The sequence below is a fragment of the Nostoc sp. DedVER02 genome, from assembly GCF_034530675.2.
Taxonomy (GTDB): domain Bacteria; phylum Cyanobacteriota; class Cyanobacteriia; order Cyanobacteriales; family Nostocaceae; genus Nostoc.
The window spans coordinates 154,242-166,964 of record NZ_JAVRCP020000005.1 but is presented as its reverse complement, the minus strand read 5'-3'; the positions used below and the strand labels follow the sequence as shown (position 1 = coordinate 166,964).

The window sequence follows — 12,723 nt, the reverse complement described above, 5'->3', positions numbered from 1 at the left end:
GTATTGTAGCGTGTGTTAGAACGGAGTTCGTAACGCACTATTATCACGACTTTGATGCCGTACTCTCCGCGCTCACATCCTACGTATATTTTCATAAATCAAACCGGATGCCTATATTATTAGTAACTAATATCATATCCGCTTGATTACTTCTTAAATTCCAATAAACCCACCAAAGCTACACTTTGTCTTCTCTCTCCAAAAATCACGTGAGGAGATTAAGCAAAATAACTGGCGTGTGGGGTGCAATGGCTGTGATAATTATAACTAGAGCGATCGCACAAACAGATAAATCACAAAGGTTAGCTTTTTTCTGGTGGATCTACTTATAATAATTCCAGCATTTACCAATTAGCCCCCATCAATTATGGCAATACTTCAACTGATTGAACCTGAAGTTAAAGATTTGGGTGGGTTTGTTGCCCGTCGCAGTTTGCCATATCCCGATCGTCAAATGGTTGGGCCGTTTATTTTCTTCGATCATCTTGGCCCATCAGTTTTACCACCCAACAAAGGCATCGATGTTCGACCACATCCTCATATTAATCTCGCCACCGTAACTTACTTATTTGATGGTGGTTTGATGCACCGCGATAGTTTAGGCACTGTGCAGGAAATTCAAATGGGTGCTGTAAACTGGATGACGGCAGGAAAAGGGATTGTACATTCAGAGCGATCGCCCGATATCGATCGTCAAAATGAAGCTACCATTCATGGTATTCAAACCTGGGTCGCTTTGCCTGTGGAATACGAAGAAACCGATCCCAGCTTCACTCACTATCCGGCTGTTACCCTTCCTACCTGGGAAGAAAATGGCGCTATCATCAAATTGATCGCAGGAGAAGCATTTGGCTACACTTCACCCGTCCAAGTTTTCTCACCTATTCTCTATTTAGATGTAGTGCTGTCTGCCAATGCTCACTTTACTATCCCCACTGGTTATTCCGAGAGAGCAGTATACAGCGTTACAGAAGGTTTGAGTATTAATGAGCAACCGCTAGAGCCATATCGCCTCGCCATCCTAGATCCAATAGATGAAGTCAGGGTTTCTGCTAGTGCTGCTGCTCGGTGTATTGTTATTGGTGGTGAACCATTGGGTACACGCTACAAATGGTGGAATTTTATTTCTAGCCGACCAGAAAGGATAGAGCAAGCAAAAGCCGATTGGCGAGATTACCGCTTTGCTAGCGTGGCAGATGAAACAGAGTTTATTCCACTGCCAGAAGTGGTAGTAGAGGCTAATCCCTTATAATATCAGTCATGGTGATGGGGGTGGAAGTAGGCGATCGCAATCCTAATTAAAAAAGTTGAATACATTAGCGAATTTGATGGTAAATAACTTCTCCTGGACTAAACAGTGGTATCCAATAACTCCCCTCAGCTATCTGGAACCCTCTCATCCAACCCCCATTACTTTGCTTGGAAAAAAGCTGGTAATTTGGAGAGACAAACATCAAAACTGGGTAGTGATGGATGATACTTGTCCCCATAAATTGGCGCAGTTATCTTTAGGAAGTATCAATGAAAATGGAAACCTAATGTGTCGTCATCATGGTTGGTGTTTTGATGGGGCAGGAAAATGTACAAATATTCCCATGCTGAGTGATGAAAAGGCTTTAAAAGCTGCCTGTAATAGCGAGCGATCGCAAGTAACAACATACCCGACTCAAGTGCTACAAGAATTACTATGGATCTGGGCAGATAATAGTCCTACTGCTTTTGAAGATAGCACTTCCAAGCAACCTGCCCTGATGCCAGAATCTAAACTTGATAGCTCGTTGACCGATTGGTTTATGTCAGAAGTTCCTGTTGGTTACACTGTCTCTGTTGAAAGCAGTTTTGACCCTTCTCATGCCCAATTTTTGCATGAAGGAATTGCTGGATTTTCACCAGAGCGAGCTATCCCCATAGAACATTTTAAAGTATTGGGAGAAGTCTCTGCTGAAGATGGTTTTACTTTAAAGCATTCTGGTTACAATATTTTTAACAAAGATATGGATGCGACTCGGAAGTTCAGTCCACCTTGTTGTAATACAACAATCTACAAATATTCTAACGGTAAATCTGCTTTATTTCAGTTATATTTTGTGCCTACGAAATCAGGTTATTGTCGGCAAATTGGTAAGTTTATTGCTGATAGCCTTCCACAAAAACGTAATTTCTGGTTTGAGCTTCTGCCTAAATATTTACAAACTGGGTTAAAACATTCATCTAGTTACAAGTTGAGTAACCAAGATTTATCAATGATGCACTCCCAAGCTGTTAACGAATCTGCGATCGATAAAACTTGGCAAAAGTCATATTTTATGCCTTCAATAGCGGACGTTGGCATCGTTACTTTTCGCAAATGGTTAGATGAGTTTGGCGGTGGTAAACCTGCATGGCAGGGAGTAGTAGAAGCACCTTTTCAAGAATTAAGTGATGAACAATTATACGATATCTGGCACAGACATACAAAGCATTGCCCTAGTTGTCGGCAATCTTTAGTTTTGATAAATCAATTCAAAAACTTTTGTCAAAATTTTACGCTCGGATTGACAATTATAGCGTTGTTGCTAATCGGAATTAATCTACCTACAAACATAGTTATTATACCAGTTTTACTGGGTATATTAAGTTTAATTTGTGGCTATAAATTAGACTCAATTCGAGAACGCTTTCTCAGCAGCATTCCCAAAAAAGGTGTTTTTTCAGTACATAGTATATTTAACTAATATAGGAATCCGATTTGAATCAATACGGTTCGGATAAGATCCCCCCGCCTGCGGCGACCCCCTTAAAAAGGGGGTAAAGATTAGCCTCGCTTGCGGGGAGGGGAGACAAAGCATAGCTTTGGCGGGGTGGGGTTCTTTAGAGTTAGAGAGAAACTGACCTATAAAGGCTTACTTTCACTTTCTGTACTCCCCTTGCGCTTTGTTTAAGACTTTGGTTTATAAGTCGAAGCAACATGCAATTCTTTCAACTGTTTAGCATCTACACTCGAAGGTGCATCTGTTAATAAACAACGCGCTTGTTGCGTCTTGGGGAAAGCAATGACATCTCGAATAGATTCTTCTCCAGCTAGCAACATCACCAAACGATCTAAACCGTAGGCGATGCCACCATGCGGGGGTGTACCATATTCAAATGCTTCTAAAAGAAAGCCAAATTTACTTTGTGCTTCTTCAGGAGATAAACCGATCGCTTCAAACACCTGCTGTTGAATTTCTCGTTGATAAATCCGCAGACTTCCGCCGCCAACTTCTACGCCGTTGAGTATTAAGTCGTAAGCTTGGGCGCGTGCTGTTTTTAAGTCGCTCAAATCATCAGGATGGGGTGCTGTGAATGGGTGGTGTAATGCTTCTAAACGTTTTTCGTCAGCATTCCACTCGAACATCGGGAAATCTGTAATCCACAGCAAGTTGATTTTTTCTGGATCGATTAAGTTAAATTCTTTAGCGATCGCTTGCCGTAATCTATCTAATGTTTTATTAACTGTAGCAGCTTCCCCTGCCCCAAACAACAACAAATGTCCAGCTTTTGCACCTGTACGCCGCAAGATTTCTTGTTTTTGTTCAACGCTAAGGTTGTCTTTAATCGCCCCAATGGTGTCAATTTCGCCATCATCCCTGACACGGATATAAGCTAAACCTCTAGCACCGGCTTCGCTGGCTTCTTTGAATAAATCGCCACCTGGTTTAATGCGGACGTTAGAAATTACATCGTTACCGTTGGGAATTGGCAAGATTTTGACGATACCACCATTAGTCACAGTGTCCCGAAAGACTTTGAAACCTGACTCTTTGACAATATCTGAGACATCAACTAATTCCAAACCATAGCGGGTATCTGGTTTGTCACTACCGTAGCGTTCCATCCCTTCGGCGTAAGTGAGGCGGGGGAAAGGGCGCTGTAACTCAATGCCTTTAACGGTTTTAAAGATATGGCAAACTAGTTTCTCATTTAATTCGATAATTTCTTCTTGGGACATGAAGCTCATTTCCATGTCCAATTGGGTGAATTCCGGTTGTCTGTCGGCGCGTAAATCTTCGTCACGAAAGCAACGGGCAATCTGATAATATCTGTCTAAGCCAGATACCATCAGCAATTGTTTAAATAGCTGGGGTGATTGCGGCAAAGCATACCATTCACCAGGATTGACGCGACTGGGTAGAATATAATCCCGCGCCCCTTCTGGGGTAGAACGGGTAAGTATTGGGGTTTCGACTTCGATAAAACCTTCCAAATCTTCCAGATAACGACGCATGGCTTTGACAATTTGATGACGCAGTTGCAAATTTTGCGCCATGCGTTCGCGTCGCAAATCCAAATAACGATATTTCAACCGCAAGTCTTCGCGCACTGTCTCAGTATCAGCTACGGAAACTTGGAAAGGTAACTGTTTACGGACAGCATTGAGGAGTTGAATTTTATCGGCGTAGATTTCAACCTCGCCTGTGGGAATGCGGGTATTCAACGATTCTTCGGGACGTTGCGTTACCCTACCAGTGATTTCGACAACATATTCATTTCGCAGGGCGTTCGCCTGGTCGTAAGAATCTGGGGTGCGTTGCGGATCGCTGACGATTTGGACAGTTCCAGAGCGATCGCGTAAATCTAAAAATATCACACCACCGTGATCGCGGCGACGGTCTACCCATCCGTAAAAGGTAACAGTTTCTCCAATATGTTCTTTTCGGAGTTCGCCGCAATAGTGAGTTCGCATAAGTCTTAGTTATTGTTTCCGGGCTAGATTGGGAAGAAAATGTCAAAGCTTTCCCATTATCTAGCATCAATAGTAATTGTAGTAGTTCTAGTTGAAGAAAAAATGAAATAATCTCACACTATATATAGAGAAGTCCATGACACAGGAAGGGTAAGTTTTACCTATTTTTGTAAACCGCCTCCGTGAAATCGAAGACCGCTCCTCAGAACCCAAAGACCGCTAAATTTGTAACATTAATAACGATAACTTAAGTATTATGTGCAGCAAGTCGTTGGAATGTCGACGGTGCTGGAATATCTGCGAGATGTTGGTGTATTACCTCGGCACACGTGCAAGCACATTGCAAGGTAGACCGTTACCATTACGAGTTAGACCGCTACAGTTGCAATATTGAGAACTACAGTTTAAGTATGGCGATGCCAGCTTCAATATTATTGATGATATCTTAAGCATTCAAGGTTAAAAGCACGCAATCATGTGCTTGTACTGCGTATTACACCCAAAATTCTATGTATTTCCTTATTTTGCCAAAATCCGGAATATTGTCCAGCAAACTAGTATAAAATCTCGGTTATACAAATTATCTAAAATCCGTCATCAGATTCAAACACCCAAACCCAGATTTAATCTGGCTTTCTTTATTACGAATTATGAATTAAAAATTAGTACGCAATTATGCCACCATCCTACGCAGGTCATAATCTCCGAGGTCGTTCTTTTAAAGGTCAAAACTTGACTGGGGCAAACTTTAGTAATGCGGATATTAGAGGGGCAAACTTTACTAATGCTATCCTTAAAAATGCTAATTTCAATAATGCTAAGGCTGGACTACAGCGACGTTGGGTAATTTTGTTGCTCATAGTCCCATTACTGCCATTAGCATCAGCAGTGATTTATTCAATCAGTCTTGGTTTATCAGCAGCATATATTTTTGACACTAAACACACTGGAAGCGTATTCATTGGTTCAGTCTGCATTATTGTTGTAGCAGTTTTTTGTATTGTTACTCTTCGCAATAATTTAATAGCAGGTTTAGGAGTGGTAGCTGTCATTCTTGTTCTTGTCTTACCCACAGTCTTTATTTTAGTTGTTGCCTTTCCCAATGGCTTTTCTGTGATTAGAACATCACCCAAAGGTTTTCCCTTAATCTTTGGTTTAGTCTTCAGCGTTGCCTTTATATTATTTAGTATTTTTATTGGGTGGAGCATTAGAAATAGATATGACCAAAACGTTTGGTTTGATTCAGTTATTAATACATTTTCTGCTACAGGTGGCACAAGTTTTCGTAGTACTAACCTAATTAATGCTGATTTTACTGGTGCGATTCTCAAAAACACAGACTTTAGAAAAGCAAATCTAACCCGCACTCGTTTTTATGAAGCCAAAAAACTAGACTTTGCCAGAGTAGACGACACTATACTGGTTAACCGCGCTGTTCTCAACTTGCTTGTTACCTGCAATGGTAGGGGAAAATCTTATGCTGGTTTAAACCTGAGAGGTGCTAACCTGATAGGTGCAGATTTAAAAAAAGCGAATTTAAAAGATGCTAATATTACAGAAGCCACCTTTGAAGGCGCTTGTTTAGAGTGGGCAAATCTAACTCTAGTTCAAGCTGTAGGTACTAACTTAACTAGCGCCCAAATGACTGGTGCTTGTATTGAAGCTTGGAATATTGAAAGCACAACTAAATTAGATAATGTAGATTGTCGCTTTATCTATCTTCTCGAAAACCCCAAGCCTGGAACTGATGACCGTGAATGTCGTCCCAGTAGTGGAGAATTTCAACCAGGAGAATTTACTAAGCTCTTTGAAGAGGTTTTAAATACTGTTGATTTTATTTTCCGTAATGGCATTGATTGGAAAGCTTTTGTTAATGCTTTTCAAACAGTACAAAAACAGAATGAAGACACAGAATTAGCTCTACAGAGTATTGAAAATAAAGGTGATGGCGTAGTAATCGTTAAAGTTGGTGTGCCAGATGGTGCTGATAAAGATAAGATTCATAGCGATTTTACACAAAGTTATCAACTGGCATTGCAAGCTGTAGAAGAAAAATATAAAGCACAATTACAGGCTAAAGATGAGCAAATAGTCTTTTATCGCAAACAAAGTGGAGAGATAACAGAGATTGTAAAATTATTAGCGAATAAACCAATTAATGTTCAAGTTTATAATAAAGTTGAGAATAAAAATATGACTAACAGCAATGATGCCAGCCGCAAGATTGAAATTGGTAATGTTGGCAGAGACTTTAATGCTAGTGGACAAGCTTTAAATTTAGGTGATATTAGCGGTACGGTAACAAATACCATCAACGAGTTAGCAGCATCACCCGAACCAGATAAACCAGGAATTAAAGAATTGTTGACGCAATTGCAAGCAGCAATTGAGGCTGATACAAATTTATCTAAAGAAGATAAAGCAGAGGCATTAGAACAAGTGAAAGCCTTAGCAGAAGCGGGGAAAAGTCCTCAAGAAGGGGCGATGCAAAAGGCGGCGAAAACGGCTATAAAGATTTTAAAAGGGACAATTTCTAGTTTACCCAGTGCTACAAAGTTGGTTGAACAATGCAGCAATCTATTGCCGTTGATTTCCAATTTTTTAGGTTTAGGATAATCCTTCTGCAATACACTTTGACCTCTCTCCAAACCTCTCTCCTCAAAGGAGAGAGGCTTTGAATCTTACTCCTCAACGCTAGTAGGGAAGGGGTTGGAGGTTAGGTCTGTATTATATCAACTGAGAAATCGTACTCCATTCAACTTAGAGATTAAGGTAAAATTATAAGTAAAAATGTTAAGAATTTTAAAGAAACTAATCAATGTCCAGCATTACTATTGACAAAAGTAACTCTCGTATCGTCGTTATTGGTGCCGGAATAGGTGGACTGACTGCTGGAGCATTATTAGCTCATAGAGGTTACAGCGTCTTAATTTTGGATCAGGCCCTCGTACCAGGAGGCTGTGCTTCAACATTTAAACGCCAGGGATTTACCTTTGATGTGGGTGCAACTCAGGTAGCGGGGTTGGAACCAGGAGGAATTCACCACCGCATTTTCTCAGAATTGCAAATAGATTTACCACAAGCAACGCCTTGCGATCCTGCTTGTGCGGTGTATTTACCTGGGGAAAGCACACCAATTAACGTCTGGCGCGACCAAGAAAAATGGCAAGCGGAACGACAAAAACAGTTTCCTGGTAGCGAACCCTTTTGGCAATTGATGGCAACTTTGTTTGATGCCAGTTGGGAATTTCAAGGACGCGACCCGGTGCTACCACCGCGTAATTTATGGGATTTGTGGCAGCTAACGCAAGCGGTACGTCCTAGTACATTAATTACCGTACCCTTCACTTTGTTTACGGTAGGAGATGCTTTACGATTGTGTGGATTGGGAAATGACCAACGATTAAGGACTTTTTTAGATTTGCAACTGAAGCTATACTCCCAGGTGGATGCAGAGAACACAGCGTTACTTTATGCCGCCACAGCGTTGAGTGTATCCCAACTGCCCCAAGGATTGTTTCACCTCCAGGGAAGTATGCAAGTATTAAGCGATCGCTTGGTACAATCCTTAGAAAGAGATGGCGGCAAATTGTTGATGCGCCACACTGTAGAACAAATCAAAGTAGAAAACGGCAAAGCTACTGCTGTAGTTATTAGAAATCAGAAAACTGGCGAAGTCTGGACAGAAGCCGCAGACCACATAATTAGCAACGTCACCGTGCAAAACTTGGTGGAGTTATTGGGACAAGCGCCATCTGGATATAAAAACCGGGTGGAAAAACTACCCCAAGCATCGGGTGCGTTTGTGGTGTATTTGGGTGTAGATGCTAGCGCCATTCCGCCTGAATGCCCTCCCCACTTGCAATTTATGTATGATGCTAATGGCCCCATTGGCGAGAATAATTCCCTGTTTGTTTCCGTCAGTCATCCAGGAGACGGCCGCGCACCGGAGGGGAAAGCGACAATTATTGCTTCTTCATTTGTCGATCCTGCACAGTGGTGGGAGACTGAAGATTATGAAGGACTAAAAGAAAAGTTTACCCAAGAAGCGATCGCTCGTCTTGCTCAATATTTCTATCTCAAACCAGAAACGATTATTCATCAAGAAGCCGCAACACCGCGCACCTTTGCCCATTTCACAGCCCGCGATCGCGGTATAGTTGGCGGTATTGGTCAAAGAATTCCCACCTTTGGCCCCTTTGGGTTTGCTAATCGGACACCAATTCAACATCTGTGGTTAGTTGGGGACTCCACCCATCCCGGCGAAGGTACTGCTGGAGTGAGTTATTCGGCGCTAACAGTAGTCAGACAAATTGAATCGCAAATGTAGCTTGAAGAAGAATTCAGAAGTCAGAATCAAGACGCGACTCGAAAATACTCGCTACCGCTCCGCTATCGCAGACTCGCTCATAGCGAAGCCATGCCGTAGGCTTTACGCTGCGCTATCTGCCAGTCGTACAGAATACCCAACTGAATTCTGACTCCTGACCCCTGAATTCTGTTCAATAAATTTTGTGGAATGCTATAAATCATACTTATAACCGATGGCAAAGAGGACGCAAAACTGATGAAATAAGGTTAGTGTTGCCAATCTGGAGTAATGACAGACAGAGTTTTAATTCTTGGTGGACGAGGGCGGATTGGTAGCAGTGTTGCTCAGGATCTAGCCACCCATACGCAGGCTCAAATTACGATTACTGGACGTTCTGCGGAGTTTGGGAAGGCTGTCAGCTTGTCTTCAGGCGGACAAGTGCAGTTTTTGGTATTGGACTTGGCAGAAGTTGACAAGTTACGAGATGCGATCGCAAACTCTAACTTAGTCATTCATTGTGCTGGGCCATTTCACTATCGAGATACTAATGTTCTCGAAACCTGTATTGCCGAAGGCGTTAATTATGTAGATGTTAGCGACCATCGTTCTTATACTAGTAAAGCTCTCAATTATCACGAACAAGCTGCTGCTGCTGGTGTAACAGCAATTATTAATACTGGTATTTTTCCTGGTATTTCTAACAGCATGGTACGTCAAGGTGTTGAACAATTTGATAAACCAGAAAAAATCCATTTAAGTTATTTAGTTTCGGGTTCTGGCGGTGCTGGCATTACAGTGATGCGGACAACTTTTCTAGGGTTGCAGTATCCTTTTGAGAGTTGGATAGATGGAAAATGGGAGATCATCAAGCCTTATAGTGAAAGAGAAGTAGTTAAATTTCCGCCTCCTTATGGGCCCAGTGGAGTTTATTGGTTTGATATGCCAGAAACCTTTACATTGCCCAAAGCTTTCCCATCAGTAAAAACTGTAATTACTAAGTTTGGCTCTATTCCCGATTTTTATAATCACCTAACTTGGATTGCGGCACACATTTTTCCCAAGTGGTTAATGCAGCGCCGTTACATGATTGAATTTCTATCTCATGTCAGCCATTCGATGACAGATGTGACTAACAATTTTACTGGAATTGGGGTAGCAGTTCGTTCAGAAGTAACAGGGCAAAAAGATGGTGAAACCGCCGTTTATTGTTCAACTGTAGTGCATGAAAATACAGCCGCGATTTCTGGTTGTGGCACAGGTAGCATTGCCCAATTATTACTAGAAGGTAAACTCAATAAACCAGGTGTTTTTGCTGTGGAAGAAGCACTCCCAACAGATTTATTTGAAGAAGTAATACAAAGTCGAGGAATTAAAATTAATCACAGTTGGTTATAAGGGATTTTCAACAAATAAATGTAAATCCTGTGGGGTGAGCATCTTGGCCGCTTTTGTCTATGGATATAGCTCCTAAAACCTTCAGATAGCATTAACTGAACTATAGGTAAAAATTAATATACCTTGAGATAGAAGGAAAAACTGTACTTAAACATTTAGGATGCCTGTGAGCCTTAAATATTGAATATATTTATACATAATTAAGGCTGATAACAGAACAATAGGAGGAGTTTTTCATGCAAAAAATTCTATTAACTTTAAAACAAGCGTTACGTTCAAGCTTTTTAGTTGTTTGCTTGATGATTTCTATCAGCTTATCTGGTTCATTTATATTCGTTCAGCAAGCTAGTTATGCAACTACTCTTGAAGAATTAAAGTTAATTCCCCCAGAGTATAAACCAAATTCTGAAGAAAAAATTAATCGTGCTAATGAATTTGACCCAGGTGTTGGCGTTCAAGAAGAAGAACGACAAAAAGCTTATGAGCAAGCAAAAAAAGATTCCAGAAATCTTAATACTATAGAGAAAACTTACGAAAGGAATTTGAAGGCTGAACAAAAACAAAATCCTCCAGAAAGTTTTGGTGAAAAAGCGAAAGAAGTTCTTGAAAAGGTGACAGGTAAATAGATAATACAGGTTAAACTACCAAGCCCTTTGGTACGAGGTTTGGTAGTTAAGATTTAAAGCCTCTATATGTTTTAAAGTCACAGATTTAGAAAATTAAATTGTAAGGTGTGTTATCGCTTTAGCGTAACGCACCTTAAGTTTTTGATGGTGCGTTAGCCTTCGGCATAACACACCCTGCAAAAATTTATTCAAATTCATCAACTGTGGAAGGAGAAGTAGGTTTTCTTTGATTACCGATATTGCGCTCATACCACTTCATTAATGGAGTCGCACTAATGCCATGTATAATCACAGAGGCTACAATAGTAGTGTAAGTTATCCAAGCAATTTGTTCGGCAGCTTCACCTTTTAAACCATTACCAAATGCATAGGCAAGATAATATAAAGAGCCGACACCGCGAATACCAAACCATCCAAATAACCAACGAGTTCCTGGATGAAATGTTCGGCGGTGTGATTCTACAGGGCGTTTACCTATTGTGCTAATCCAAACTCCTACTGGTCTAATTATTAAGAATAACAAAATTATTACTAACAAAGATTGCATAGCATAATTAAGCATTGGCTGGAATAACAATATTGAACCCAAGAGTAAAATTGTTCCGACTTCCAGCAGCTTTTCAACTTGCTCAATAAATTCCAATTGTCCTAGCGGTTTTTCAGGGTTTCTATAACTGCGTTGGACAACTAATCCAGCAACAAATACTGCCAGAAATCCATAGCCATTAACCATTTCTGTTAAAGAATAAGTTAGTAAAATCGTGCTGATAGCAATGAAATCTTCCATTAACTCATCAGCACGACGGCGTTTTTGAATTTTCTTTTCAATCCAAACTATAGATTTGGCAACCACAAATCCCATAACAATGCCAGCTGCGATCGCCCAAATTAAATCAACTGTAATCCACTGTTTAAACCAATTACCCCAGTTGTCATCTTTTAACGCATGAAGACCAAAATAAACGAAGGGAAAAGCTAAAGCATCATTTAAGCCACCTTCAGAAGTTAAACCAAATCTCAACTCATCTTGGTCGTTTATATCGGTTAGCTGTACTTCTGATGCTAATACTGGATCGGTAGGTGCAAGAATTGCCCCTAATAAAATTGCTTCTCCCCAATTCATCCCTAAAAACAATTTACCTACAACAGCCAAAGCAAAAATTGAAATTGGCATCAGAAATGCAATTAATCGGGCTGTAATAGCCCAAGTCTCCAACCTTAGAGGACGAACAATTCTTAAGCCACAGCTAAACACAGAAATAACTACTACAAGTTCTGTTATTCTTTCCAGCACTTCAGCATTAAAAACTTCATCTCGACGTAATTGAATCAGCCCAAAGCCATAAGGGCCTAGAAAAATACCAACTATGAGATAGATAATGGCAAAAGAAAGAGGTAGGCGAGCAATCCAACCTGACCCTAATGTTACCATCAGCAGCAGTAGACCAATTACAAATAGGTCAATAATATAGATATCTGGCATATAGCGATTTGTATAAAATTAGGCGTTGCTTTGTAAGCTTAATTGCAATAGCTTTTTATTAGCATTACCTAATGGGCATATTTTCTGAAATTAATGATTAAAGATTCAGATGCACCACCAAATTGGAGAACAAGGGAATAGATACAGCAGTTTTTCTTTGGATGAAGTTTAAAGCTACAGGTTTTGAGTAGCAGATAGGGCA

The 12,723-nt window shown here is 40.6% G+C and carries 8 protein-coding genes; 6 read left to right on the top strand and 2 right to left on the bottom strand.

Annotated features, from left to right (window positions below; genetic code table 11):
- Window positions 1-367: 367 nt before the first annotated feature.
- Window positions 368-1,252 carry a pirin family protein gene (locus RMZ41_RS08775; RefSeq protein ID WP_322644455.1) on the top strand — a complete coding sequence of 295 codons (885 nt, stop codon included), beginning with the start codon at window positions 368-370 and terminating at the stop codon, window positions 1,250-1,252.
- 76 nt (window positions 1,253-1,328) lie between these two features.
- Window positions 1,329-2,714, top strand: coding sequence for a Rieske 2Fe-2S domain-containing protein (locus RMZ41_RS08770; protein ID WP_322644456.1), 1,386 nt, complete (start codon window positions 1,329-1,331; stop codon window positions 2,712-2,714).
- Between the two features lie 203 nt (window positions 2,715-2,917).
- Here the strand turns inward: RMZ41_RS08770 and aspS are convergent, their stop codons facing one another.
- Entirely contained in the window at window positions 2,918-4,705 is a 1,788-nt protein-coding gene (gene aspS, locus RMZ41_RS08765; protein ID WP_322644457.1) for an aspartate--tRNA ligase, read from the bottom strand.
- Between the two features lie 675 nt (window positions 4,706-5,380).
- Here aspS and RMZ41_RS08760 point away from each other — a divergent pair.
- From RMZ41_RS08760 to RMZ41_RS08745, 4 genes are all read left to right on the top strand, one after another.
- Window positions 5,381-7,321, top strand: coding sequence for a pentapeptide repeat-containing protein (locus RMZ41_RS08760; protein ID WP_322644458.1), 1,941 nt, complete (start codon window positions 5,381-5,383; stop codon window positions 7,319-7,321).
- 202 nt (window positions 7,322-7,523) lie between these two features.
- On the top strand, window positions 7,524-9,035 hold the full coding sequence (crtD, locus tag RMZ41_RS08755; RefSeq protein ID WP_322644459.1) for a C-3',4' desaturase CrtD: 1,512 nt from the start codon (window positions 7,524-7,526) through the stop codon (window positions 9,033-9,035).
- Window positions 9,036-9,305: 270 nt separating this feature from the next.
- Window positions 9,306-10,412: a saccharopine dehydrogenase family protein gene (locus RMZ41_RS08750; protein ID WP_322644460.1), complete on the top strand. Its 1,107-nt coding sequence runs from the start codon at window positions 9,306-9,308 to the stop codon at window positions 10,410-10,412.
- A 236-nt stretch (window positions 10,413-10,648) separates the two neighbouring features.
- On the top strand, window positions 10,649-11,038 hold the full coding sequence (locus RMZ41_RS08745; RefSeq protein WP_322644461.1) for a hypothetical protein: 390 nt from the start codon (window positions 10,649-10,651) through the stop codon (window positions 11,036-11,038).
- A gap of 184 nt (window positions 11,039-11,222) precedes the next feature.
- Here the strand turns inward: RMZ41_RS08745 and RMZ41_RS08740 are convergent, their stop codons facing one another.
- Window positions 11,223-12,521, bottom strand: a complete 1,299-nt coding sequence (locus RMZ41_RS08740) for a sodium:proton antiporter (RefSeq protein ID WP_322644462.1) — start codon at window positions 12,519-12,521, stop codon at window positions 11,223-11,225.
- Between the last annotated feature and the right edge of the window lie 202 nt (window positions 12,522-12,723).